Source organism: Mycobacterium sp. SMC-4 (assembly GCF_050205565.1).
Taxonomy (GTDB): domain Bacteria; phylum Actinomycetota; class Actinomycetes; order Mycobacteriales; family Mycobacteriaceae; genus Mycobacterium.
Genome location: NZ_JBNMQU010000001.1, coordinates 569,917 through 593,880 on the forward strand (window position 1 = coordinate 569,917; position 23,964 = coordinate 593,880).

The window sequence follows — 23,964 nt, forward strand, 5'->3', positions numbered from 1 at the left end:
TCCGGTGGCGGTCAGGTTGTCGAGCTGATCGAGATTCACTGCTCTGCGGCCAACCGTTCCACCACGGGCTGCAGATCCTGGGCCAGGAGTTCGCGCAGGAACACCGCGGCGACGCGATGCGACCGGTCCAGCACCACCGTCGACGGGATCACGGTGGTCGGGTAACGGCCACCGAACGCGATCAGCGTGCGCATCGACGGGTCGTAGATCGACGGGAAGGTGACGCCGCGGTCGATGATGAAGTCACGAGGCGCGTCGATGTTGTTGTCGCGCACGTCGATCCCCAGGAACGCGACGCCGTGCTCGCGGGTGGCTTCGTACACCTTCTGCAGTTCGCTGATCTCGGTGCGGCACGGCCCGCACCACTGTCCCCACACGTTGATGACGACGACGCGGTCGGTGAAGTCGTCGAGCGAGAGCGTCTTGTCGGTGTTCATCAGGTCCGGCCCGGACAACGCACCGGGCTCACCGCGGTCCTGCGGCGGGTCGTAGAAGATGTCGGTCTTACCGCCCGGGGCGACGAACTCGAAGGTGCCGCCTTGCGCGACGGCATCGCTGCCGGTGGAACATCCGGCGAGCACGAGGGTGGCCACGCACGCCGTGACCAGCGTGCGCCAGAGGGCCACCAACGGACTCACTGCCCGGCCAACTCCGCGTACCCCCAGCCGACACAGTCGTCATGGTCGAAATAGAACGACGTCACCGAGGCGAGGTTGCACATCCGGCGGGTCGGGAAGTGATGCAGCGGACGGTCGGTCATGGCTCGGCGCAACGTCTCGACGGGAAGTTGGTGGCTGACGCAGAGGGCCTCGTGCCCGGCCGCGGCGGCGCGGGCGCGGTGCAGGGCCCGCTTCATCCGCGCGGCGATGTCGACGTAGGGCTCACCCCAGGACGGGCTGCGCGGGTTGCGCAGGTGCCACCAGTTCCGCGGGTCGCGCAGTGCGCCATCGCCCGGCGAAACGCGCTGACCCTGAAACACATTCAGAGACTCGATGAGCTCGCCGTCGGTGGCGATCGGCAGGCCGTGCCGTTCGGCGATCGGCGCCGCGGTCTCTTGCGCACGCTCCAGCGGCGAGGCCACGACGTAGGTGATGTCGCGGTTGGCCAGCCACTCGGCGACCGCCTTGGCCTGGGCCTGTCCGCGGTCGGACAGGTGGTAGTCGGGCAGGCGGCCGTAGAGGATCTTGTCGGGGTTGTGCACCTCGCCGTGGCGCATCACGTGCACGACGGTCCTGGTCTTGTCGCTCATGCGGGTTTCTGAACCTCCGCGGCGGCGCGTGCGGCGCCGGGCAGGGCGGCGGCGATGCGGTCGAAGGCGCCGTCGTCGAGCGCCGTTGATACGAACCAGGTTTCGTAGGCACTCGGCGGCGGATAGACACCTGCATCCAGCAGGGCGTGGAAGAACGCGGGGAACCGCCACGTCTCGGTGGCGCGCGCCGACGCGAAATCGGTCACCGGTGCATCGCCGAAGAACACGCTGAACATGTTCCCTGCGCGCGGAATCTGATGCGGCACACCGGCTTCGGTCAACGCATTGTCGATCAGGGCGACCAACCGGTCGGCGTTGGCGTCCAGCGTCGCGTAGGCGGCGTCGTCGGCGGCGCGCAGCGTTGCCAGCCCGGCGGCCATCGCCACCGGATTACCCGACAGGGTCCCGGCCTGATACACCGGTCCCAGCGGCGCGAGCCGGCCCATCACCTCGGCGGACCCGCCGAATGCGGCGGCGGGCAGGCCGCCGCTCATCACCTTGCCGAACGTGAACAGGTCGGCGTCCACCGGATCCAGTCCGTACCAGCCGGCGCGGCTGACGCGGAACCCGGTCATCACCTCGTCGACGATCAGCAGCGCGCCGTGCGCGGCGGTGATGCGGCGCAGCGCCGCGTTGAAGCCGGGCAGCGGCGGCACCGTGCCCATGTTGCCGGGGCTGGCTTCGGTGATGACGCACGCGATGTCCGCGCCGAACTGGTCGAACACGTCGGTGACGGCGGCTTCGTCGTTGTAGGGCAGCACGATGGTGTCGGCAGCGGCGGCGCCGGTCACCCCGGGCGACGAGGGCAGTCCCAGCGTCGCGACGCCGGATCCGGCGTCGGCCAGCAGCGCGTCGCTGTGTCCGTGGTAGCAGCCGGAGAACTTCACGATCTTGGGCCGGCCGGTGTAGCCGCGGGCCAGCCGGATCGCGCTCATCGTGGCCTCGGTACCGCTGTTGACCAGGCGGATCCGCTCGACCGGGGCCACCCGGTCGATGATCTCGCGGGCCAGCTCGGATTCGCTCGGGGTCGGCGCCCCGAAGGACAGCCCGTCGGCGGCCACCCGCTGCACAGCCTCGACCACGGCCGGGTGCGCGTGCCCCAGGATCATCGGCCCCCACGAGCACACCAGATCGACATAGCGGTTGCCGTCGGCGTCGGTGAGCTCGCAGCCCTTGGCCGACGTGATGAACCGCGGGGTGCCGCCGACCGAGGAGAACGCGCGCACCGGGGAGTTCACTCCACCCGGGATGAGGGCGGACGCGTCGGCGAACAGCTTGGCGGACGCCTCGGTTGTGCTCATGCCGACCAGTGTCCCAGCCGCGCGGACCACGTCAACTACAGGGTGTAGTGGTCTGCGTGACGTCGCCTGGCCGGGGCGACGACGAAAAGTAACCTGGATCACATGACGCTGTCCTATGAGCGGGGCCCCACATCACCGCCGCTGCTGGAGACCACGATGGGAGCCAACCTCGCCGCCACCGCGGCCGCGCACGGCGACAACGACGCGTTGGTCGACGTCCCGTCGGGCCGGCGATGGACCTACACCGAGTTCCGCGCCGCGGTACGCCGGCTGGCGTCCGGCCTGCTCGCCGCCGGCATCAGCGCGGGCGACCGGGTCGGAAACTGGTCGCCGAACACCCCGGAGTGGACGCTGGCGCAGTACGCCACCGCCGAGATCGGCGCCATCCTGGTGCCCATCAACCCGGCCTACCGCGCACACGAGTTGGAGTACGTGCTCAACCAGTCCGGAGTGCGCCTGGTGGTCACCGCCGAATCCTTCAAGACCTCCGACTACATCGCCATGCTCCGCGACGTGCGTCCCCGCTGCCCGCACCTCGAGGACGTGGTGGTCGTGGGCGGAGCGCAATGGGACGCGTTGGCCGCAACCCGCGCCGACGAGGCCGCGCTCGACGCGCTGGCCGCCACCCTGTCCAACACCGACCCGATCAACATCCAGTACACGTCCGGCACCACGGGATTCCCCAAGGGCGCCACCCTGACCCACCGCAACATCCTCAACAACGGTTACTTCGTCGGCCACCTTCTCGACTACACCAGCGACGACCGCATCTGCATCCCGGTGCCCTTCTATCACTGCTTCGGCATGGTGATGGGCAATCTGGCCGCCACCAGCCACGGCGCGGCCATGGTGATCCCGAGCCCCGGGTTCGAACCGCGCGCAGCGTTGACGGCCGTGGCCGCCGAACGGTGCACGTCGCTGTACGGGGTGCCGACGATGTTCATCGCCGAACTCGAGCTCGCGGACTTCGACGACTTCGACCTGACCAGCCTGCGCACCGGGATCATGGCCGGCTCCCCGTGCCCGGCCGAAGTGATGCGGCAGGTGATCGACCGCATGCACATGGCCGGAGTCTCCATCTGTTACGGCATGACCGAGACCTCACCGGTGTCCACCCAGACCCGCGCCGACGATTCCGAGCTACACCGCACCACCACCGTCGGAAAGGTGGGTCCGCACCTCGAGGTCAAGATCGTCGACCCCGACACCGGCGACGTCGTTGCCCGCGGCACCAACGGGGAACTGTGCACCCGCGGATATTCGGTGATGGCCGGGTACTGGAACCAACCCGACGTGACCGCCGAGGCGATCGACGCCGAAGGATGGATGCACACCGGTGACATCGGCGCGATGGACGACGACGGCTACATCGCCGTCACCGGCCGGATCAAGGACATGGTGATCCGTGGCGGGGAGAACATCTATCCCAGGGAGATCGAGGAGTTCCTCTACACCCATCCCGACGTCCTCGACGCTCAGGTCATCGGCGTTCCGGATGCGCGCTACGGCGAGGAGCTGATGGCGTGGATCCGTCTGCGGGCCGGGGCGGCCAGGCTCACCGACGAGGATCTGCGCCAGTTCTGCAGCGGCCGGCTCGCGCACTACAAGATCCCCCGGTACGTACACATCGTCGACGAATTCCCGATGACCGTGACCGGCAAGGTCCGCAAGGTCGAGATGCGCGAGCAGGCGCGAAAGATGTTGTCGGACAGAGACCCGTCACTCGTCCAGTAGCGACTCCCCCAACGTGTGCCCCGGCTGCACGCCGGGCAGCACGGCGAAGGTCGCCGAGCCGATCGTCGTGATCCAGGGGTTGAGTCCGTCGGCTTCTGCGAGACGTTGCTGCACCGGGACGAACTGTGTGGCGGGGTCCTTCTGATAGGTCGCGAAGAGCAGCCCGCTGTCGGTGGTCTGTCCCGGCGGCGGCGGATCGTCGTAGTTGTAGGGCCGGCGCAGGAAGCGCTCGCCGTCGGTCCGGTGACGCGCCAGAGCGATATGGGAGTTGGGCGCGATGACGGGGATACCGCCCACATTCGACTCGAAGTCGGGTTCGTCGGTCTCGGTTTCCCCGGTCAGCGGCGCGCCGTTGTCGAGACGCCGACCGACGACGAGTTCTTTTGCTGCTCGGTCGAGTTCGTCCCAGGTGTCCATGATCGCCCGGATGCGCCGGAACACCAGCACCGTCCCACCGGTGAACCAACGTTGGTCTGCCCCGTCATGCCAGACATGCCGGTCGAATTCCGCTTCGGTGCGCAGGTTCACCGTGCCGTCGACCTGGCCCATCAGGTTACGCATGCTGGCGCCGGGGGCAGCCGCCCCGTGAGCATGGCGGAAACCGCTCTGCCGCCAGCGCTGTCGGGTCATGGTGCGGACATTCTTGAGCATCATCCTGGCGGCGTGGGCGATCGCGACGGGATCGTCGGCGCACAACTGCAAGAGCAGGTCGCCGCCGCACCACCGGGGATCGAGGTCGTCGGTGGCGAACGCCGGCATCTCTGCCACCGCGTCCGGCCGTCGGTGCGCCAGCCCGATGCGGTCGAACACCGCGGGACCGAGGCCGACGGTGACGGTGAGCCGGGACGGACGTTCGGCGAGTTCGGGTTCGGTGTCGGCCAGCGCCGGTTCACCCTGGGTCAGGCGCCGCGCGTCCGAAGTCCACAACCGCAGAACTGCGCCGAGAGTCTCACGTGCGCTTCGGTTTCCGGTCGGCGCCAGGTCGAGCGAAACGAACAGGGCATGCGCCTGGGGAGCGGTGAACACTCCGGCCTGGTGCCGTCCGTGGAACGGTTCGACGGCATCACCGAACTCGCGGAATCCCCCGCTGCTGACCGCCGAGGCGGTCGTGCAGCCGGCCAGGCTCGCGCCGGCCAGGGCGGCGGCACCGCCGGCGACGAATCGCCGGCGGTTCACCGCGGGAAGCGGTGACTCACCCATGATGGTGCGCCCCACCGTCGCCATCCGTGTTCGGGGTGTACTCCTCACTGCCACCGGCGAAGTCGCGGACCTGGGCGGTCACCGGCAGCGTCGACCCGTCCTGGAATTCGAGCGTCACCGTGATGTCGGCACCAGGAAGCAGCGGTTGCGTCAGGTCCATCAACATCAGATGGTCCCCGCCCGGAATCAACTCGCGCGTCCCACCCGCAGGCACGGTCAATCCGCCGTCCTTCTCGCGCATCGTTTTACCACCCAGTTCGTTCACCACGACTTCGTGGATCTCGACGTGCCCGGCCTGCGGCGAGTTGCCACCGACGATCTGTACGTCACTGCCTCCCGTGTTGGCGAGACTGCCGAAAACCGCTGCCATGCCCGTTTCCGCCGCATTGGCCCACTGGTTTTCGACTGTGACGTTCCCAGCCATCGGACCGGAGGCCGGTTGCTCTGATGCGCAGGCCGATGCGGTCAGCACGGCAACCGCCAGCACCCCGGCCGTCGAGAATCGAAATACCTTGTCCATCAGATCAATCCCTTCCTGAGTCGGATGCTTCGGCCAGCGCCCCCGCCGGTACTTCTCGGTGATCGGCGGTCGTCCGGTTGCGCTGCCGGCGTGCCACGGCCACCTCGGCGGCAAGGACGAGCAGCAGCGAGACGCCGAACACCGGGAAGATCACGCCCAGCGTCACGGCGGCCAGGGCCACTGCCAGGACGGCACGCTTCGGCGTGTGTGACCGCGTCGCGGCACCGGTCGGCTTTGGTAGGCCGGTACCGCCGGCAGGCCGCCGTTTCCACCACATCGCCAGCCCGCTCACCACGCTGACCAGTACGCCCAGACAGGCGAGCGTCGCGGTGATGCGGGTGAGAACGCCGTACTGGTTGCCCATGTGCATCGCGATGCCGAAGCTCGTCAGCCTCGACAGCGCCCCGTCCTGGGCCGCCGTGGCGTTGGTGATCGTCCGGCCGGTGAACTGGTTGAGATACAGCGTGCGCTGTTCGGAGAGTTTCTGCGGCCAGGCGTTGACGACGGTGTAGCTGCCGTACACCGGTCCACTTCCGTCGTCGGTGTCCGTCGGCGGGATGATCGCGTAACCGGGCACCATGTGCTCGCCCTTGGCGAGCCGGTTGATGTCGTCGAACGACAGTCGCTGCGGGACAACGGTATCCGGCTGCGAGGCGTAGACCGGATCGTCGACGGCGGCCCACGCGATGCGTCGGCCGAGCCGATCGTGTTCGCCCATCTGGGCCGGCGTCGACGGCGCGTCGATGTGGGCAGACGGCGTCACCGTGGACGAGAACGCACGCCAGTTCTCGCCCCAGTACCGCGACCACGTCATCCCCGACAGGACGTAGCCGATGAGGATCACCGCGAGCACGACACCGGTCAGCGCGTGGAGGTCGCGCCACCGAATCCGGCCGCCGCGCCGCCAGCGCACCCGCAGCAGCGGTTTGGTCGCTTCGATCGCCCGGGGCCACCACAGATAGACCCCGCTGGCCAGCAGGACCAGAATCCAGATGGCGGTCAGCTCCATCCAGAGATTGCCGATGCCGACCGGGATGGTCGCGTCGGGATAGGCCGTCGGGTTGATCAGATGTCCCAAAGATGGCAGCTGCAATTGCGGTGCGTCGTTGCCGAACAACCGGTGCAGCTGGTTGGCCCAGCCGACCAGACCGGACAGTTCACTGCGCTGGCCCAGATACTCGCCGGTGTAGGGGTCGACGAACACTTGCGTGACGTTGCCTTCCCCCGCCGGGTGTGCCGGCGCGGCAGGCGGAAGGAAGTCGACGCGCGTCGACCGTCCCGGGCCGGGCGGGGGTGTCACCGCGTCGAGGGTGTGGTCGGGGCCGGCATGCAGCTGCGCAGTTTCGATCTGAGCGTCGAGCGACACGGTGTCGCTACCAGGGGTCACCACGAACAGGTCGCGGTTGAGCCAGTTGTCGAGCGGCTGGCTGTAGAGGATGACCAGGCCTGAGCACGCGAGGACGATCAAGGCGGGGGTGGCGAACAATGCCACCCAGAAGTGCATTCGCCAGATCCGCCGCAGAACTGCGGCGTCGCCTCGTCGTGTCGGGCGCTGTGAAATCGGAGGAGCGCTCATCGGCGTCTCCGAGAGGCAGGTACAGGGATGAGCAGAGCAATGGTCACAGTGACGTGTTCTTTCGCCGAGATGTGCAGGGCGGAGAAGCGCAACCCGTGCAGGGCGTCGTGCAGACACCGTGGGTTCAGCGCACGAGCACCGCGCATGGTGCGCGGTGTGACAGAAGCAGTTTCAGGCCGTTACGCGGCCGGCGTCGCGAGGGCGTGTGGAGGTGCGCGCATTCCCAGACCGGTGGCGCACAACGCCGACTGCACGAAGGACTGCCGTGGTTCGACGGGCCGACGCGGGCCGGCAGGCTGCCGTCGGGTGGCGGCGAACAGACGCAGCCAGCACAACACCGAGATGCACACGAGGTAGAGATATTCGACCGCGGTGATCGCGGCGCCGAGGAGCACCGCTCCGGCCAGGTGGGCCGCCGCCATCGACCAGGACATCCCCAGGCCACCGTGATGGTGAGCGGCCGCGATGACCAGGGTGAGATGTCCGAGGAACTGGGCGGCTACGAGTGCACAGATGACGGTGACGAGCCGCAGACGTCGCCCTTCCAGGGCCATCCCCGCCAGCGCGGAACCCACGATCGCGCACACCAAACCCACCGCGATCAGCGCCGACCCGGACGGCACGTGTCCGCCGCCCGCGGCGTGGGCACCGCACGTCGCCACCGCCGAGCACACACCGACCAGCGCGCCACGCAACCAGCGCGCACGTGATCTTGTGGTGCTCACACCCTGGACCATACCGGCGCACTACTACACGGCCTCGTAGACCGGGGTCTCGCCTTGGCCCGGCCGGCCGGCGGACGACGTCCGAGATCGCTTCGCCGCGACCACCGGTGAGGCGCCAGGAGTGACTTCCCGATCGTCAGCGGCGCGGACGCAACCTGGCCCGGATCGGACCCTTCGCCACGGTGGTGAACGGCACCTCGCAGTCGAAGACGTCGTCGACCGACTCGATCACCGTCGACCGCACGATGGTCGCCAGGGCCAGCGTCGTCTCCAGCCGGGCGAAATGCTCCCCGATGCACGGCCGGCCGCCGCCGAGGAACGGTAGGAACTGCCAGCGGTCACGCTTCTGAACGTTCTCCGGGCTGAACCGCTCCGGGTCGAACACCTTCGGGTTCGGCCACAGTTGCGGATCATGGTGCAGCCCATACAGTCCGATCGCGATGAGGCTGCCCGCCTCAACCCGGTAGCCGTCGACGGCGATGTCGCGCGTCGCCAGCCGCGCGACGCCCGCCGCGGGCGGACACAGCCGCAGCGCCTCGTGCAGCACCTGTTGTGTGTAACCGAGGCTGGGCACGTCGTCGGGCGTCAGTTCGCGCTCACCGATCGACGCGACCTCGGCAGCGACGCGGTCCTGTGCTTCCGGGTGGTGTCCGAGCACCCAGAGCGAATAGGTCAGTGCCGTCGCGGTGGTGTCGTGGCCGGCGAGCATGAAGATCAGCAGGTCGTTCGAGATGTCGGCGTCGCTCAGCGGCTGACCGGTCTCCGGGTCGGTCGCGGCGATCAACGCCTGCACCAGCGGGGCGTCGCGGGTCGGGTCGGCGCGACAGGCACGCACCATCTCGTCGGTGATCTCGCGCATGGCGGCCACCGCGGTCCGGGTGCGCCGGCGCGCCGGCGTGGGCATCCAGCGCGGAGCCCGCACCGGCCGCAGGGCGCGGTCCGCGGTGTAGGACGAGGCGACGTGCATGCACCGGGCGATGGTCTCGGAGCGTTCGTTGAGGTCGACCCCGAGCACCGACCGTCCCAGCGACTGCATCGCGACGCGACGGCACTCGATGTCGAGGTCCACCTCACCGCCGGCAGGCCAGCGGTCGACGAAAGCCTGGGCGGCACTTGACATGTGACCGCCGAAACTGCGGACGCTCTGCTTGGTGAACACCGGTTGCAGTGCGCGTTTGCGTGGTCGCCACTGCTCGTTGGGCAGCACGAACAGGCTGTCCCCGGCCGCGTGCTGCACCTCTTCGTGGATGATGCAGCGCTCCGACGCCGCGTCGCTGCGCCCCAGCACGTCGCGCATCGCCGCCGGTGACATGACGGCGACGATGGGCGGGATCAGCTTCTTCGGTCCGAGCTGGATGCGGGTGATCGGTCCGCCGGCGTCGCGGATGACTTCCTGTCCGGTGTCGAGTCGGCGGATCAGCTTTGCCAGCTGCCACAGCGGCAGCGGGTTGCGCGGGGCCAACGGCAGCGACGCGACGTCGCGGGCCTCGGTCGTCGTCATGGCTTCCGATCGTAGGCAGCCGCCGCACACCACGAAGCCCCGGCGGGGCGCCGGGGCTTCGGGTCTGGCGGAGTTACCGGGATCCGGCCTTGGAATCCCGCTTCTTGCTGGTGCTCTTCTTCGAGTCCGACGAGTCGGAGCCCGAGGACTTCGACGCCGAGGACTTCGATGCCGACTTGGAATCCGCCTTCGATTCCGAGGAAGCCTTGCTGTCCTTGGCGGGCTTCGCCTCTGCCTTGACCGCAGACTTGGCGTCGGCCTTGCTGTCATCCGACTTCGCCGATGCGGCTTCGGTCTTGGCCGACTTGGCCTCCGCCTTCGCCGATGCGGCCTCGCTCGGCTCAGCCTCGGCCTTCGCCGACGTGGCCTTCGCCGACCTCGTCTCGGCACGCACCGTCGTCGCCTCGGCGGTGGTGGCCGTCTTCTCCGACGTGGCGCTGGTGTCGGTCCGCGGCGATTCGTCTGCCAGCGCCGCGGCGCGTGCCGAGGCCCTGCGCAGACTGGTTTCGGCGGTGTCGCTTTCGTCGGTGGCGGTCTGCGCAGACAGCGCCGTGCGCGCGGACAGTGCAGAAGTGGCCGACGCCGCGGTGACTGCCTCACTCAGAGGCGAGCTCGTACCGAGGAGGTCGTTGCGGCTGTAGCCGCGGTCGATGATCTCCTTGAGCTGCGGCTCCATGGGTTCGAGGAACGGAAGCAGCTGAACGAGCGGCAGCCGTTCGGCCGGGACCAGGTACCGCGTGACGGTGCCACCCTGACTGTTGACCGTTGTCGTGATGTACTCCGGAGGCACGTCGTCCAGGTCGGCGAACATCACCGGCACGTGCACGAAGACCGAGCCGACGAACGCGTTCGCGACCGCGAGCAGGTTCCACGGACGGTCCGGGAAGTCGGCGAGGCCGTCGTACTCGCCGGTGACTTCGATGGTGTCGTACTCGGTCTGCGGCGCCGGCTGGTAGGTGTAGTCGTAGCGCGGGTTGTACCGGGCATCGCGGATCAGTTCCTGGCGGCTCGAATCGGCCACCACGATGAAGTTGATCTCGCTGGCGTCCGGGGCGTCGGGGTCGTCCGCCATCTCGCGCAGGACCTCGGTCACGACCAACGAACCGGCAGACAATCCGACGACGGTCACGGTCTCGCCGTTGAGGACGTTGCCGTTCTCGTCTCGCTCGAGACGATCCAGGGCGGCGTCGATCTCCGCGCTGAGGTTCTCGACACCGATGTTGATCGACTGGCCGAGGGGGAGATCGTCCCGCCCCGTGTACGGGCCGGCCTCCGCCGGCCACTGCACGCTCACCCGTTCCCTATCCTGCAGCGCGCCGCCGAGCAGACGCGACATCACCACATCGTGCAGCGATGGCGTCGAGATGCCACCGATGACGAGAGCGGAACTGGCGGCCCCACCAGTTGTGGCGGTCGACAATGCCAACAGTGCTGACCCCACGACAGCACCGCAAGCAATCCCCGCCTTCCGCGCCTTCTCCCCTTTAATCCGCATGAGTTTCCCCCATTTTCGAACACTGATTGATCCCGTCGATACCGACGCACCTCGAGGATCACCAGCCTACTTCAGCATCAAACACGCAACTCATTTATTTCGTTTAGGCAAACCCAAACGCCATTGCTGCAATCTGACTGCCATAGCCGCGCCCACGACAGCTTTCACGCCGATTGCGACGGCGGCGAATTCGCCACAATTGGTGATCTCTGCATAATTTCCCTGTTGTAGGCGATTTTTACCTAGGCGTTAGTTATTCCAAGATGGTACCCGCAGGCGTTGTTGCGAGGCAGCCGCACTGCGAAATGGCTCTCCCCGACGTAGCCGAACGCAGCCGCTGGAAAAAGTAATTGAGCTAACCTTTGTAGCGAAACAGGCAAACTTCGGCGTAGCTGTACGCGAACCGCTCTGATCTCCGCCTGGGTGGTCCGGAGAGATCGGTAGATGCCACCTTTCGGCAGGCCGCAAGAAACGGGTTCTCCGGCTGTTCTGACCGGCATCAGCAAACTACCCGAAAGGGTGGTTCGGAGACCAGTCGGCCGTCGGTCGACCCACCCGGGTGGTGGCGCTTCGGCGCACCCGTCCGGACGTAGCCGCCGAGGGCGAAATCAGGAGAATGTTGAGCGCTTCCCTGGAGGAAGAGACGACTCGGCGTGGTCGCTGGAGTTACTTCTGTCCCACCTATCCACGTTTAGCAGCGACCTACTCGCACTTTCGCTGCAAAAAGCGGATATCTGTGACTCCTGAGGCCGGCAGGCCTGGACGCACGCATCATCAGGCAGACAGCAGGTCGGTGCCCAAGGGCTGTAGGGTAGGGCGACGGCGGTGCATCACTCTCACCCGGCGGGGCGTCACTCGTCACCCGGCGGGACGTCACTCTCACCCGGCGGGGCGTCACTCGTCACCCGGCGGGGCGTCATCGCGGTACGGCGGACTCGTCAGTGGCCCCAGGGCTCCTGCCATACCGCGGCGTGTGTTCATCGAGTCGGCATCGGAATGCCGGCGTGGGGTGGGATCAATCTGTGCCGGCGGTGTCACGGCCTCCCGGCCGTGGGCGCAAGCTGCAGACGCGTCACTCCTCGAGCTTCTTGCGGAACTCCTCGGTGTTGCGGTACTCGACGTTGCCCTCCTGGGCGCTGGTCTCGATCTTGCCCTTGTCCTTGTCGTCGACCCAATCGGTGACCGACGTGCCGGTCACCGTTCCGCTGCTGCCGGGCAGCGAGGTGGTCTGCAGGTCGTCGGAGTATGCCTTGGCCATTTCCTTGGCCTTTTCCCGATGTTCGTCGGTCACCTCGGGTTTCTCGGTGCGCCGTGATTCGTCATCCGGGTCGGGCGTTTCGGTGACGTGGTCGAGCTGGACGTCGGGCGTCTCTTCTGTTTGCTGGCTTTGGGGCGTGTTGTCATTCATGCGTTTCGGGCTGCCCGAAACTGTGATCCACGAAACTTCAGGCGGGCACTGTGCGCAGCGCCACCGGCAGGCTGGGCAGGAAGTGCTGGCGTGCGAATGCCCGGATGTCGTCGGCCGTCTCCAACGGCTGCGCGCTGGGCAACAACAGCACCATCGCGGCGTACCGGAGGATGCAGTCGGCGAGTTCGTCGACCGCCTCGGCGCCGATGCGATCGGCGAATCCCGGCGGGAAGATGACCCGCAACGCGTCGGCCATCCGGTCGATCGCCGCGCGGTGGTGGCGGCCGGCCAGTTCGAGCACCAGTCCCGGCTCGTCGGCGAACATCTGGTTGAGCACGCGGTGCCGCCGGAACTTCAGGATCGACAAGGTGAATGCCTCGACGTACACGTTCGACTGCGGCGCGGCCTGGGTGAGTTCGGTGGCAATGTCGGCGAACAGCCGGACGTTCTCCCGCTCGATGACGGCCAGGACGAGCTCGTCCTTGTTGGCGAACCGCCGGTAGATGGTGGTCCGGCTGACCCCGGCGCGGCGGGCGACGTCTTCGAGGGCGACCCGGCGGTAGCCGTGCCGCTCGAACTCGACAATCGCCGCGTCGAGGATCTCGGTTGCGGCCCGGTCAGCCCCGTCCATAGGCCCGAACGGCGTAACCGTTGTAGCGCACGGTCATCGGAAGATGGTCCCACACCCAGTTCACCGGGCGCGATCGCCAGAATGCGGCGAAGCGTTGGTAGCGACGTTCCTGCTTGTCGGTCCAGGGCAGCTGAAGCAGCGTGCGCGCCCGCGGCGGCAGCCCGCCGGTGGTCAGGAACGCGGCGAGCGGGTTGAACACCGGCGCGACGAGCCGCCACACCAGCGGGTGCACCGCCTTGGGCTTCGGGAAGCCCTTGGTCACATAGCCGACGCCGTACTTGGCGGTCTGGTGGGGAACGACGACCTCGTTCATCATCCGATCCCAGTACTTCTCGAACTCCGCGTAGGTGGCCGGCATCGGACGGTCGCTCACGCCGTAGCGGCGGTACCACGTCTTCGATTCCTGCCAGATCTGCTCGCGTTCGGCGTCGGAAAGCCGCTTCACGAACGTGTCGGCGAAGTAGTAGATCTGCTCGACGAACGTGGCGTGCGCCCAGAAGTAGGTGTCCGGGTCGAGCGCGTGGTAGCGCCCACCGTCCGGCATGTCGCCCTTCACCGAGTGGTGGAAGTCGCGGACCTGCAGGCCGGCGTTCTTTTCCTCGGTGCCGTAGACGGTGTTGAAGATCGGCGGGATGGTCCGCTTGAGCCGCTCAGCAGTGTCGGCGAAGAACGTCGAATGGTCATACACACCCTGGCCCAGCTCGGCGAGCATGTTCTGCAGGACCGCCGGCCGCGGACCGATCAGGTACATCCGGTTGTCGCCGAAGTAGCGCCAGACCAGCGACTGCGGACCCAGCGGCAGCGCGTCATCGAGGTGTTCGGTGTTTTCCGCCAACTCCGTCATGAGCAACAGTGTTACAAAATCTGCACTTTGTTCCAACACCATGTGGCGAGGCTTACATCCCAGAGCCCCGAAATTGCATTCCACGCGTGTCAAATTGCGGTTTGACGCGCGTGGAATGCAATTTCGGCGAGGGTGCGCGTGGACGGGGTCAGCGGCGGGGGGCGCGGCGCGTACGGGAGTGGAACAGGCCGGCGCCGCCCAGCACGGCCAGCACCCCTGCGATCGCCGCCAGCAGCAACGACAGCGTCAGCAGCGGAGCGGAGTACACCTGCGACACCGTCGCCGGCTCCCCTTCCAGGATCGGCGCGACCGCGACCTGCGACGACGCCGACACCCAGCTGATGACGGCACCCACCGCAGCCAGCACGGCCAGCACCAGTTCCACGACGGCGCGCCCTCTCACGACGTGGACTCCGGCGGGATGCGCTCTTCGATCAGGTTGGTCAGGGCCGCGCGCAGCTGCTCGTGCTTGCGGGCCCAGGCCTGAGCGGTGCGGTCGTTGGTCAGCCGCAAGCCGATACCGGTGCGTCCACGCGGCACACCGGTGAGTTCGCCGAGCGCCCGCGCGTACTGCCATTTCGGTGTCTCAGAGCCCGTGGCCGCGGGATAGACGCGCACGATATCGTCGATCCGCGTGACCTCGGTGCCCTGCCGCAACCGGTCGGCCGTCAACTCCACCGAGGTGTGGATGCGGGCCGCTTTGACCTGGATACTCAGGAAGAACGTCACCAGCACGAAGAACAGGCCCGGCACGACCCACTGGATGCCGTAACCGGCCGACATCTGGATCAGCGCCATCGCCACACCGGCGCCCGGACCGGCCAGAACCCACAGCCAGCTTGCGCCGTTCTCGGAGAACAGCACATCAGCTCTGTCAGCGGTATCGGTCATTGCTGCCTTTCCCGGTCATACCAACCGGCCGCCGCCGGTCGGGTGAACAGCGCGGCTCCCACGAGCAACGGGAGAAGTGCCAGCAAGATCACAAGGTGCACAGACTTGATACCAATCGCCAGCACCAGCACTACCACCCCGGTCGCGAACACCAGCCCGAGCAGAGCGTGGCGAAACCGGGCGTCACCTCGGCGGGCGCGACCGGCCAGGAAAGCCACAGCGCCGCCGACCAGCACCGCACCGATACCGCTGGCCCGATAGACCGCGAGGAACGTACGCACCGCGTCGTCGTCCACGGTGTCCGGGATCGCAGCGCGTGCGGCGTCGTAGCCGGCGGTCGACGCCATCAGCCCGCCGACGATCAGCACGACCGCCCCTGCGATGAAGCACCAGAATGCCGCGTCGACGAGGCGAGGACGGTCGGCCGGCGGTGACGCGGTCATGGTCGGTCAGCGTAGCCAATCACCGGGTGAAGAATTCGTGCGCTTCCTTGCGGTGCAGCAGATACATGCCCCCGACGGTCAGCACCGAGCCGACGATCACCGGCGCGGCGTAACCCAGCGCCGTCACGGCCGACGCCCGCTCGATGCCGAACAGGTTGCTCACCGAGTAGACGACCGCGGCGATGGCCCCGCCGGTCAGACACGTCCGCGCCCACCGGTAGCCCTGCCGCAGCAGGTACAGAAACGTCGCGACGACGGCCGCGAGTGCGCCGACGAAGACGCAGTTGATCGCAAGGAACAAGCCGCTCTGCCCGCTCCCCGCGGTGAACAGGTCGACCAGATAGCCGGCCACCATCAGGGGCAGCGCAGCCACCCACAACCAGAACCCGGTGTCGACATCCGGCGGACGGACGCCCGGCTCCTGAGCGGACACCGGCTGCGCAGGATCGGTCACGACAGCCATTGGGCCACTTCGGCGGCCCAGTAGGTCAGCACGATGTCCGCACCCGCACGACGGATCGACGTCAACGACTCGAGCACCATCGTCTGCCGGTCGATCCAGCCGCGCTCGGCCGCGGCGCTGATCATCGAGTACTCGCCCGAGACCTGGTACGCCGCCACCGGCACCGCAGAGATTTCGGCCGCGGCGCGCACCACATCGAGGTAGGCCATCGCCGGTTTGACCATGACGAAGTCGGCGCCTTCGGCGAGGTCCAGCTCGATCTCGCGCAGGGCTTCGCGGGCGTTCCCCGGATCCTGTTGGTAGGTACGACGATCGCCTTGCAGGCTCGACGCCACCGCCTCGCGGAACGGCCCGTAGAAGCCGGACGCGAACTTCGCCGCGTAGGCCAGGATCGCGGTGTCGGTGCAGCCGGCCTCGTCCAGACCGTCTCGGATCGCGGCGACCTGACCGTCCATCATGCCGGAAGGCCCCACCACGTGGGCGCCCGACTTCGCCTGTGCCACAGCCAGTTCGACGTAGCGGCGGTTGGTCGCGTCATTGTCGACCCGGCCCCGGTCGTCGAGCACTCCGCAGTGTCCGTGGTCGGTGAACTCGTCGAGGCAGGTGTCGGCCATCAGCACGGTGGCCTCACCCAGGTCGGCGGCGAGGTCACGCAGTGCCACGTTGAGGATCCCGTCGGGATCGACACCGACCGACCCGTCATGGTCCTTGTCGGCTTCCCGCGGCACCCCGAACAGCATCAGTCCACCCACCCCGAGGCGGACGGCCTCGTCGGCGGCCCGGCGCAGGGAGTCACGCGTGTGCTGTACGACCCCCGGCATCGATCCGATGGCCCGGGGTTCGTCGATGCCGTCGGCGACGAACATCGGCAACACCAGATGCCTTGGCTCCAACGTCGTTTCGCTGACCAGACGGCGCATGGCCGCCGTGGACCGCAGCCGCCTGGGGCGGTGGCTCGGGAAGCTCATCGACGACCCCTGCTAGCGGCGACGGCTCTTTTTCCGCGGCGGCGGCAGGGCGCCTTCGGCCCGCAGCCGGGCGGCGTGCTCGGCGAGTGCCTCCACCAGCGGCCCGACCGCGGCCACCTCGGGTTGCACGTCCACACGCAGGCCGAATTCCGCTGCGGTTTCAGCGGTCTTGGGACCGATGCACGCAACGATGGTGCGCGCGTGGGGCTTTCCGGCGATGCCGACGAGATTGCGCACCGTGGAACTCGAGGTGAAGCAGACCGCGTCGAAGCCACCGGTCTTGATCATCTCGCGGGTGTGCGCCGGCGGAGGCGCGGCACGCACCGTCCGGTAAGCGGTGACATCCTCGATCTCCCAGCCTCGTTCGCGCAGCCCCTCGGCCAGCGTCTCGGTGGCGATGTCGGCGCGCGGCAACAGCACGCGGTTCACCGGATCGAAAACGTCGTCGTACGGCGGGAAATCATCGAGCAGCCCCAGCGAGCTCTGCTCTCCGCTGGGCACCAGCTCGGGGTTGATCCCGAACGCACGCACGCGGTCGGCGGTGGCCTGCCCGACGCAGGCGATCTTCACACCGGAGAACGCGCGGGCGTCGAGGCCGAACTCGTTGAACTTCTCCCACACCGCACGAACCGCGTTGGTGGAGGTGAACACCACCCACTGGAACCGGCCGTCGACCAAACCCTTGACGGCCCTTTCCATTTGGGCGGGACTGCGCGGCGGCTCGACCGCGATGGTCGGCACCTCAATGGGCAGCGCACCGTGGGTGACCAGACGGTCGCTCATCTCACCGGCCTGGTCCTTGGTGCGCGGCACCAGCACGGTCCAGCCGTACAGGGCGCGACTCTCCCACCAGTTGAGCTTGGCGCGGTGCGCGACCGTGCGCCCGATCGTCACCACCAGGGTTCCGGTCAGCGGGCCGGCGGGCTCGGCCAGCGCCGGCTTGTCCAGCACCGCCTTGTCGAGCAGTCCCGCCAACGTGGTCTCCACCGAGCGCTGCTGGCAGGTGGTGCCGTTGCCGGTCACCACCGCGGGCGTCGAGTCGGCCAGACCGTATTCGATCAGCGTGCGCGCGGCATCGGGCAGATGCGACGCGGTGGCGTGCAGGATCAGCGGGCCGGGGGCGGCGGCCAGCGCCGCCCAGTCGACCTCCGGGTCGCGGACGTCGGCGACGGTGTGCGACGAGCCCAGCGGCAGACCCGCGTAGGTCGGCACGGCGGTGGTGTCCGGCAGGCCCGGCACGATCTCGAACGTCAACTGGGTGCGGGCCAGCGCGTTGACCTCGGTGATCACCGAGTCCACCGACAACGGGTCACCCGCGACCAGGCGAACGACGTCGACGCCGGTGCGGGCCTCGGTGGCCAGCGTCTTGGCGACCTCGGTGGGGTCGCCGAGCGCGGGGCGCACATCTGGACCGCCGGGGATCACCGCCTCTGCGGCATTGGCCGGCGCCTCGGCGTTCTTCTCGGCGCCGTCGTTCTTGGCTGCGTCGATCACGGCCTCGGGCAGCGGACCCGACGGCGGCGGCAACTCGGTGCCGACCAGCGCCAGAACCGACTCGGGCACGTCAGGGTCGGTGAACACCAGCGCGGCGTTGGCCAGCACAGCGCGGGCCCGCGTGGTCAACAGACCCGGATCCCCGGGCCCGGAGCCGACGAACGTGATGCGGCCGGGCTTGCCCTTGCGTCCTCGCAAGCTCATGTGTCTCTCCCGCCTTCGTCCAACAGATCGCGCGCACCCAGATCGAACAACTCCTCGGCCACCGAGAGCCCCAGCTCTCGGGCCCGATCGGGTGTCCCGATACCGGACGCACGGATCACGTCGGATCCGTCCAGCGTCGCCACGCAGCCGCGCAGCGACAGCTCTTCGAAGACGCGACCCTCCTCATCGATCGACTCGACCACCTCAGCGATCGCGCCCACCGGTGCGGAACATCCCGCCTCCAGTTCGGCCAGCAGGGTCCGCTCGGCGGTGACCGCGGCCCGGGTGTCGGCGTCGTTCAACTCCGCCAACACCTTCACCAGGTCGGTGTCACCGGCACGGCACTCGACGGCCAACGCGCCCTGCGCCGGCGCCGGCAACATCTGCACCGGCTCCAACGCCTCGGTTACCACCTCGAGGCGACCGATACGGGACAGACCCGCTCGAGCCACCACGATGGCGTCGAGTTCACCGCGGCTCACCCTGCTCAACCTGGTATCTAGGTTGCCTCTTAGGGGGCGGATTTCCAAACCGAGACCCAGTGCTTTAAGCTGTGCCACCCTCCGCGGGGACGAGGTGCCGACAACCGAGCCGACCGGCAACTCGCCCAGCACCATCCCGTCGCGCGCGACCAGCGCATCTCGTGGGTCTTCACGCCGCGGGGTGGCCGCGATGGTGAACCTCGGATCCACGGCGGTGGGCAGGTCCTTGAAGGAGTGCACCGCCGCGTCGACGCGGCCGTCGGCGATGGCCTCGCGCAGCGCCGCGGTGAACACCCCGACGCCGATGTCGGCGATCGGCTCGTCGGGCCGCTGGTCGCCTTCGGTGGCCACGATCACCAACTCGGTCGGGTGACCGGCCGCGATCAGCGCGTCGCGCACGGTCCCGGCCTGCGTGGTGGCCAGCAGGCTACCGCGCGTGCCGAGACGAATCACCGGGCGGTCGGAGGAGGGTGTGGAGTCACTCGGACGTGTCGAAATCTCTTGTCACCACCGATATTTCGCTGCCATTCACGGCATTGATGTCCAGGCCGTCGAGCGGCAGCTCACCAGCGGCCACGGCGTCGACTGCCTGCTGGTCGAGCTCGAACAGTTCCCGCAGCGCTTCGGCGTAACTGTCGCCTCCCGGCGCGCTGGCGAGTTGTTTGACGCGCACGGTCGGCGCGTGCAGGAGTTTGTCGACGACGCGACGCACGGTCTTGGCGACCTCGTCGCGGTGGCCGGCGTCCAGGCCCGGCAACCGGTTGTCCAGGCGCAGCAGCTCGGCTTCGACCACGTCGGCGGCGCGCTGACGCAGCGCGGTGACCGTCGGGGTCACCTCGGCCATCCGCTGTCCGGCCAGGTAGTGGGCCACCTCGGCGGCGACGATCGTGCGGGCGGCCTCGGCGTCAGAGGCGGCGGCGCGCGCCGTGGGCTCGCGCTGGATGCGCTCCATGTCGATGACCTGCACGTCGGGCAGCCCGGCCACGGCCGGGTCGACGTCGCGGGGCATGCCCAGGTCGCAGATGACCAGTTGCTTGCGGTCGGCGCTGTGCGCCAGACCGCGGTGCACGTCGGCCAGCGACACCACCGGGCGCACGGCGCCGGTGCAGCTGACGACGACGTCGGCGTCGGTGAGCAGCGGGGGCAGGTGGTCGAACGGGAACGCCTCGGCCGCGACCCCCTGGGCGTTGAGGTTCTCGGCCAGGCGTTTGGCGCGCGGCAGTGTGCGGTTGACGACGTGGATCCGCTCGACCCCGGCGCGCACCAGCTGCTTGGCTGCCAGCGCGCCCATCGAGCCGGCGCCGACGACGACGGCGCGGCGGCCGGCCAACGAACCGAGCTTGCGTTCGGCGATGTCCAGCGACACCGACACCACCGACGCGCCGGCGGCGTCGATGCCGGTCTCGGAGTGCACGCGCTTACCGACCGACAGCGCCCGCTGGGACAGTTCGTGCAGGGTGCGTCCGACGGTGCGGTTGGCTTCGGCGGTGGAATAGGCGCGGCGGACCTGGCCCAGCACCTGCTGTTCGCCGATGACGGCCGAATCCAGGCCGCTGGCCACGGAGAACAGGTGCTCGACGGCGGCCTCGGCGTAGCGCACGTAGGCGTACTTGGTCAGATCCTGCAACGACATGCCCGAGTGTTCGGCGAGTACCTGCCCGATCACGGAAAGGCCGCCGTGGAACGCTTCCACGACGGCGTAGACCTCGATGCGGTTGCAGGTGGACAGCACCATCGCCTCGGTGACCAGCGACGAGCGCAGGATCTCCTCGATGATTTTGGCCTGGTCGTCTTCGTCGGTGCTCAGTTGTTCGAGCACTGAGACCGGCGCGCTGCGGTGCGACACCCCGAAAAGCAGCACGCTCATGGCTTGATCACCGCGCTCACCACGCGTTCCAAGGTAGTCGCTGACGGGCGGGCCACCAAATTCGTTCAGCTAAGGGCTTACCGTCCCCGTCCCAGGTCGGCGCGCAATCGCGGCTCGTCGACCTCCCAGTAACTGTGCTCGGCGCCGTCGAGCAGCACCACCGGCAGCCGGTCACCGAACTCGGCGCGCAGCGCCGGTTCCCCGGCCGCGGCCGCTTCGTCGACGTCGGTCACGATCAGGTCGAATCCCAGCTCGTCGGCCATCCGCGCCAGCTGGTCGGCCGCCCCGGCACACATCGGACAGCCCTGCCGGGTGAGCAACTGCACCTGCCGATCCACTCCGCCAGTATCGCGCCGGGTTGATTTAGTGTTGTAGCCGTGTCCGACAGCGCGGAATGGGAGGGTGGCGGGTCCACCCAGCGGGCGCAGGAACTCGCCGGTCAGGCCAGCGCGGAGGCCGCGGCCCTCGGACTGACCGACCTGCCCGACGAGGGGCCCGGTCCCCCGCCGCCACCGCCGGATCTGACTGCCGCGGCGTTCTTCGACGTCGACAACACCTTCGTGCACGGCTCCTCACTGGTGCACTTCGCGCGCGGGCTCGCCGCCCGGGAGTTCTTCACCTACAAGGACCTCGCGCGGTTCGCGGTGGCGCAGGCCAAGTTCCAGCTCACCGGCCGCGAGAACAGTGACGACGTCGCCGCAGGTAGGCGCAAGGCACTGTCCTTCATCGAGGGCCGGTCCACCGCGGAGCTGGTCGCGTTGGGTGAGGAGATCTACGACGAGATCATCGCCGCGAAGATCTGGCCGGGCACCCGCGCACTGGCGCAGATGCATCTGGACGCCGGTCAGCAGGTGTGGCTCGTGACGGCCACCCCGTACGAACTGGCCGACACGATCGCGCGGCGGCTGGGCCTGACCGGCGCGCTGGGCACCGTCGCCGAGTCGATCGACGGGGTGTTCACCGGCCGCCTGGTCGGCGACATCCTGCACGGGGTCGGCAAGGCGCACGCGGTGCGGTCGCTGGCCATCCGCGAAGGGCTGAACCTGCGCCGCTGCACCGCCTACTCCGACAGCATCAACGACGTCCCGATGCTGTCGCTGGTGGGCACGGCGGTGGCGATCAATCCCGACGCCCACCTGCGGGACCTCGCTCGGCAGCGGGGCTGGGAGATCCGCGACTTCCGCACCGCCCGCAAGGCCGCCCGCATCGGGGTGCCGTCCGCGCTGGCACTCGGCGCGGCCGGCGGCGCACTGGCCGCGGCGGTGTCGCGACGGGACCGCGGGTGACCCCGGCGCGGTTTTCCCGCTGATAGGCTCACGCCTCCAGCGCCCAGAAACGGAAAGATTCGGCATGGCCATCGCAGAAGAGATCATCGGAACCCACTACCGGTACCCCGATTACTTCGAGGTCGGCCGCGAGAAGATCCGCGAGTTCGCGAAGGCGGTCAAGGACGAGCACCCGGCGCACTACGACGAAGAGGCCGCCAACGAGTGCGGCCACGACGGGCTGATCGCGTCGCTGACGTTCATGGCGGTCGCCGGGCGGCGCGTGCAGGAGGAGATCTTCAACCAGTTCGAACTGCCGATCAACATGGAGCGGGTGCTGCACCGCGATCAGAAGCTGATCTTCCACCGGCCGATCGTCGCCGGGGACAAGCTGTGGTTCGACTCCTACCTCGATTCGGTCACCGAGTCGCACGGGGCCGTGCTGACCGAGATCCGCGGCGAGGTGACCGACGACAACGGGCAACCGGTGGTCACCAGCATCGTGACCGTCATGGGAGAGGCCGCCCATGACGGCGAGGCCGACGAGCTGACTGCCCAGATCGCCTCGAAGCGGGACGCAGCGCTGTCGAAGTTCGTTGCTGGGCAAAACTCCGCGGGGGAGTGATCCGGCTCAGCCGAAGAAGGTGTTACGCCGGTTCGTCAGCAGTTGGTAGAGGGTCTGCTGGATGGTTTCGCGCACCTGGTCGGTCAGGTCGAACGTGACCATCGGGTCGTCGGCCGCAGCCTCGTCGTAGTCGGCGGTGGAGATCGGCTCGCCGAACTCGATGTACCACTTGGACGGCAGCGGCACCACGCCGAGCGGCCCCGCGAGCGGGAACAGCGGCGTCACCGGGAAGTACGGCAGGCCGAGCAGCCGGGCCAGCAGCTTGACGTCGGCGAGCATCGGATAGATCTCCTCCGAGCCGACGATCGAGCACGGCACGATCGGCGTCTGGGTGCGCAGCGCCGCCGACACGAACCCGCCGCGGCCGAATCGCTGCAGCTTGTAGCGGTCTTTGAAGCGCTTGCCGAGGCCCTTGTAGCCCTCGGGGAACACCGCGGTCAGCTCGCCGGAGGCCAGTAGGCGGTGCGCGTCGTCGGTGCACGCCATGGTGTGGCCGGCCTTGCGGGCGGCCTGGCCGATCATCGGCATGTCGAACACCATGTCGGCGGCCAGCATGCGCAGGTTGCGCTGCGCGGGGTGGTTGTCGTGTACGGCGACCTGGACCATCAGCCCGTCGAACGGCAGGACGCCCGCATGGTTGGCCACCACGAGTCCCGCCCCGGACGTCGGGAGGTTCTCGATGCCACTGACCTCGACCCGGAACCACGACCGGAAGAACACTCTCAGCAAAGGCAGAATGATTGCTTCGTTGAGGTGCGGATCGAACCCGAACTCGTCGACGATGTAATCGCCGGTCATCCTTTTCCGGATGAAATCGGCGACCGCAGAGATGTTCTTGGCGAGTTCGGTGGGGGTCGAATCACCGGCGTCGGCGCGGTGCTGGTCGAAGTCGCGGATGACGGCGTCGAATTCTTCGGCGGCGGCACCTCCGTCGGGATCGGCCAGGAACGACGGGTGGCGGCGGGAACTCTCCGCGCGCTGCGCCGCGCTGCGTCGCTGAGCCGCGCCGCGACTCGAATTCGAGTGCAGCGGAATGACTTTCGCTTTCGGCTCGCCCGCCAACTTGGTGTCCCTCTCC

General features: G+C 68.2%; 25 protein-coding genes. 3 read left to right on the top strand and 22 right to left on the bottom strand.

The annotated features are described in order from the left end of the window. Positions 1 to 35: 35 nt before the first annotated feature. From ACQI46_RS02755 to hemL, 3 genes are read right to left on the bottom strand one after another with little or no spacing between them, the layout of a single operon-like run. A complete protein-coding gene (locus ACQI46_RS02755) occupies positions 36 to 638 on the bottom strand; it encodes a TlpA disulfide reductase family protein (RefSeq protein ID WP_427092393.1) in 603 nt (200 codons plus the stop codon). After that, entirely contained in the window at positions 635 to 1,249 is a 615-nt protein-coding gene (locus ACQI46_RS02760; RefSeq protein ID WP_427092394.1) for a histidine phosphatase family protein, read from the bottom strand. The genes ACQI46_RS02755 and ACQI46_RS02760 overlap by 4 nt, the downstream gene beginning before the upstream one ends. Then, positions 1,246 to 2,550: a glutamate-1-semialdehyde 2,1-aminomutase gene (hemL, locus tag ACQI46_RS02765; protein WP_427092395.1), complete on the bottom strand. Its 1,305-nt coding sequence runs from the start codon at positions 2,548 to 2,550 to the stop codon at positions 1,246 to 1,248. The genes ACQI46_RS02760 and hemL overlap by 4 nt, the downstream gene beginning before the upstream one ends. Before the next feature lie 102 nt (positions 2,551 to 2,652). Between hemL and ACQI46_RS02770 the strand changes: the two genes are divergently transcribed. Beyond that, positions 2,653 to 4,284 carry an AMP-binding protein gene (locus ACQI46_RS02770; protein ID WP_427092396.1) on the top strand — a complete coding sequence of 544 codons (1,632 nt, stop codon included), beginning with the start codon at positions 2,653 to 2,655 and terminating at the stop codon, positions 4,282 to 4,284. Here ACQI46_RS02770 and ACQI46_RS02775 read toward each other — a convergent pair. The 18 genes from ACQI46_RS02775 to ACQI46_RS02860 form a co-directional block, all read right to left on the bottom strand. After that, entirely contained in the window at positions 4,270 to 5,484 is a 1,215-nt protein-coding gene (locus ACQI46_RS02775; protein ID WP_427092397.1) for a Dyp-type peroxidase, read from the bottom strand. The two genes, ACQI46_RS02770 and ACQI46_RS02775, sit on opposite strands and share 15 nt — an antisense overlap. Beyond that, positions 5,477 to 6,004: a copper chaperone PCu(A)C gene (locus ACQI46_RS02780; RefSeq protein WP_427092398.1), complete on the bottom strand. Its 528-nt coding sequence runs from the start codon at positions 6,002 to 6,004 to the stop codon at positions 5,477 to 5,479. Before ACQI46_RS02780 ends, ACQI46_RS02775 begins: the two co-directional genes overlap by 8 nt. Positions 6,005 to 6,008: 4 nt before the next feature. Beyond that, positions 6,009 to 7,508, bottom strand: a complete 1,500-nt coding sequence (locus ACQI46_RS02785; RefSeq protein WP_427092399.1) for a PepSY-associated TM helix domain-containing protein — start codon at positions 7,506 to 7,508, stop codon at positions 6,009 to 6,011. A gap of 251 nt (positions 7,509 to 7,759) precedes the next feature. Next, complete coding sequence (locus ACQI46_RS02790; protein ID WP_427092400.1) at positions 7,760 to 8,305, bottom strand: hypothetical protein; 546 nt, start codon at positions 8,303 to 8,305, stop codon at positions 7,760 to 7,762. A gap of 136 nt (positions 8,306 to 8,441) precedes the next feature. Beyond that, positions 8,442 to 9,806, bottom strand: coding sequence for a cytochrome P450 (locus ACQI46_RS02795; RefSeq protein ID WP_427092401.1), 1,365 nt, complete (start codon positions 9,804 to 9,806; stop codon positions 8,442 to 8,444). A 73-nt stretch (positions 9,807 to 9,879) separates the two neighbouring features. Beyond that, complete coding sequence (locus ACQI46_RS02800; protein ID WP_427092402.1) at positions 9,880 to 11,247, bottom strand: PE-PPE domain-containing protein; 1,368 nt, start codon at positions 11,245 to 11,247, stop codon at positions 9,880 to 9,882. Positions 11,248 to 12,373: 1,126 nt separating this feature from the next. Further along, positions 12,374 to 12,709: a hypothetical protein gene (locus tag ACQI46_RS02805; protein ID WP_427092403.1), complete on the bottom strand. Its 336-nt coding sequence runs from the start codon at positions 12,707 to 12,709 to the stop codon at positions 12,374 to 12,376. A 37-nt stretch (positions 12,710 to 12,746) separates the two neighbouring features. Beyond that, complete coding sequence (locus ACQI46_RS02810) at positions 12,747 to 13,340, bottom strand: TetR/AcrR family transcriptional regulator (protein ID WP_427092404.1); 594 nt, start codon at positions 13,338 to 13,340, stop codon at positions 12,747 to 12,749. Further along, positions 13,327 to 14,184, bottom strand: coding sequence for an oxygenase MpaB family protein (locus ACQI46_RS02815; protein WP_427092405.1), 858 nt, complete (start codon positions 14,182 to 14,184; stop codon positions 13,327 to 13,329). The genes ACQI46_RS02810 and ACQI46_RS02815 overlap by 14 nt, the downstream gene beginning before the upstream one ends. Positions 14,185 to 14,332: 148 nt before the next feature. Continuing rightward, positions 14,333 to 14,587 carry a hypothetical protein gene (locus ACQI46_RS02820; protein ID WP_427092406.1) on the bottom strand — a complete coding sequence of 85 codons (255 nt, stop codon included), beginning with the start codon at positions 14,585 to 14,587 and terminating at the stop codon, positions 14,333 to 14,335. Continuing rightward, positions 14,584 to 15,075 carry a DUF3093 domain-containing protein gene (locus ACQI46_RS02825; protein ID WP_427092407.1) on the bottom strand — a complete coding sequence of 164 codons (492 nt, stop codon included), beginning with the start codon at positions 15,073 to 15,075 and terminating at the stop codon, positions 14,584 to 14,586. Before ACQI46_RS02825 ends, ACQI46_RS02820 begins: the two co-directional genes overlap by 4 nt. Continuing rightward, the gene (locus ACQI46_RS02830; protein WP_427092408.1) at positions 15,072 to 15,518 is read right to left on the bottom strand and encodes a hypothetical protein; all 447 of its coding nucleotides are present in this window, start codon (positions 15,516 to 15,518) and stop codon (positions 15,072 to 15,074) included. Before ACQI46_RS02830 ends, ACQI46_RS02825 begins: the two co-directional genes overlap by 4 nt. A 19-nt stretch (positions 15,519 to 15,537) precedes the next feature. After that, the gene (locus tag ACQI46_RS02835) at positions 15,538 to 15,981 is read right to left on the bottom strand and encodes a hypothetical protein (RefSeq protein ID WP_427092409.1); all 444 of its coding nucleotides are present in this window, start codon (positions 15,979 to 15,981) and stop codon (positions 15,538 to 15,540) included. Then, positions 15,969 to 16,949, bottom strand: a complete 981-nt coding sequence (gene hemB / locus ACQI46_RS02840) for a porphobilinogen synthase (RefSeq protein WP_427092410.1) — start codon at positions 16,947 to 16,949, stop codon at positions 15,969 to 15,971. The genes ACQI46_RS02835 and hemB overlap by 13 nt, the downstream gene beginning before the upstream one ends. Positions 16,950 to 16,961: 12 nt before the next feature. Next, positions 16,962 to 18,647 carry a uroporphyrinogen-III synthase gene (locus ACQI46_RS02845; RefSeq protein WP_427092411.1) on the bottom strand — a complete coding sequence of 562 codons (1,686 nt, stop codon included), beginning with the start codon at positions 18,645 to 18,647 and terminating at the stop codon, positions 16,962 to 16,964. Then, complete coding sequence (hemC, locus tag ACQI46_RS02850) at positions 18,644 to 19,582, bottom strand: hydroxymethylbilane synthase (protein WP_427092412.1); 939 nt, start codon at positions 19,580 to 19,582, stop codon at positions 18,644 to 18,646. The genes ACQI46_RS02845 and hemC overlap by 4 nt, the downstream gene beginning before the upstream one ends. 25 nt (positions 19,583 to 19,607) lie before the next feature. Continuing rightward, positions 19,608 to 20,996 carry a glutamyl-tRNA reductase gene (locus ACQI46_RS02855; protein WP_427092413.1) on the bottom strand — a complete coding sequence of 463 codons (1,389 nt, stop codon included), beginning with the start codon at positions 20,994 to 20,996 and terminating at the stop codon, positions 19,608 to 19,610. 77 nt (positions 20,997 to 21,073) lie between these two features. Then, a complete protein-coding gene (locus ACQI46_RS02860) occupies positions 21,074 to 21,334 on the bottom strand; it encodes a glutaredoxin family protein (protein ID WP_427092414.1) in 261 nt (86 codons plus the stop codon). A 39-nt stretch (positions 21,335 to 21,373) separates the two neighbouring features. Between ACQI46_RS02860 and ACQI46_RS02865 the strand changes: the two genes are divergently transcribed. Further along, complete coding sequence (locus ACQI46_RS02865; protein ID WP_427092415.1) at positions 21,374 to 22,282, top strand: HAD family hydrolase; 909 nt, start codon at positions 21,374 to 21,376, stop codon at positions 22,280 to 22,282. A gap of 64 nt (positions 22,283 to 22,346) precedes the next feature. Further along, entirely contained in the window at positions 22,347 to 22,886 is a 540-nt protein-coding gene (locus ACQI46_RS02870) for an FAS1-like dehydratase domain-containing protein (protein ID WP_427092416.1), read from the top strand. 6 nt (positions 22,887 to 22,892) lie between these two features. Here the strand turns inward: ACQI46_RS02870 and ACQI46_RS02875 are convergent, their stop codons facing one another. Further along, the gene (locus ACQI46_RS02875) at positions 22,893 to 23,948 is read right to left on the bottom strand and encodes a lysophospholipid acyltransferase family protein (protein WP_427092417.1); all 1,056 of its coding nucleotides are present in this window, start codon (positions 23,946 to 23,948) and stop codon (positions 22,893 to 22,895) included. Between the last annotated feature and the right edge of the window lie 16 nt (positions 23,949 to 23,964).

Coding starts and splice junctions, on each gene's coding strand:
- ACQI46_RS02805 (WP_427092403.1), bottom strand. CDS start 12,709: ATGAATGACAACACGCCCCAAAGCCAGCAAACAGAAGAGACGCCCGAC.
- ACQI46_RS02760 (WP_427092394.1), bottom strand. CDS start 1,249: ATGAGCGACAAGACCAGGACCGTCGTGCACGTGATGCGCCACGGCGAG.
- ACQI46_RS02780 (WP_427092398.1), bottom strand. CDS start 6,004: ATGGACAAGGTATTTCGATTCTCGACGGCCGGGGTGCTGGCGGTTGCC.
- ACQI46_RS02825 (WP_427092407.1), bottom strand. CDS start 15,075: ATGACCGATACCGCTGACAGAGCTGATGTGCTGTTCTCCGAGAACGGC.
- ACQI46_RS02815 (WP_427092405.1), bottom strand. CDS start 14,184: ATGACGGAGTTGGCGGAAAACACCGAACACCTCGATGACGCGCTGCCG.
- ACQI46_RS02775 (WP_427092397.1), bottom strand. CDS start 5,484: ATGGGTGAGTCACCGCTTCCCGCGGTGAACCGCCGGCGATTCGTCGCC.
- hemL (WP_427092395.1), bottom strand. CDS start 2,550: ATGAGCACAACCGAGGCGTCCGCCAAGCTGTTCGCCGACGCGTCCGCC.
- ACQI46_RS02795 (WP_427092401.1), bottom strand. CDS start 9,806: ATGACGACGACCGAGGCCCGCGACGTCGCGTCGCTGCCGTTGGCCCCG.
- ACQI46_RS02770 (WP_427092396.1), top strand. CDS start 2,653: ATGACGCTGTCCTATGAGCGGGGCCCCACATCACCGCCGCTGCTGGAG.
- ACQI46_RS02835 (WP_427092409.1), bottom strand. CDS start 15,981: ATGGCTGTCGTGACCGATCCTGCGCAGCCGGTGTCCGCTCAGGAGCCG.
- ACQI46_RS02870 (WP_427092416.1), top strand. CDS start 22,347: ATGGCCATCGCAGAAGAGATCATCGGAACCCACTACCGGTACCCCGAT.
- ACQI46_RS02785 (WP_427092399.1), bottom strand. CDS start 7,508: ATGCACTTCTGGGTGGCATTGTTCGCCACCCCCGCCTTGATCGTCCTC.
- ACQI46_RS02855 (WP_427092413.1), bottom strand. CDS start 20,996: ATGAGCGTGCTGCTTTTCGGGGTGTCGCACCGCAGCGCGCCGGTCTCA.
- hemB (WP_427092410.1), bottom strand. CDS start 16,949: ATGAGCTTCCCGAGCCACCGCCCCAGGCGGCTGCGGTCCACGGCGGCC.
- ACQI46_RS02830 (WP_427092408.1), bottom strand. CDS start 15,518: ATGACCGCGTCACCGCCGGCCGACCGTCCTCGCCTCGTCGACGCGGCA.
- ACQI46_RS02845 (WP_427092411.1), bottom strand. CDS start 18,647: ATGAGCTTGCGAGGACGCAAGGGCAAGCCCGGCCGCATCACGTTCGTC.
- ACQI46_RS02810 (WP_427092404.1), bottom strand. CDS start 13,340: ATGGACGGGGCTGACCGGGCCGCAACCGAGATCCTCGACGCGGCGATT.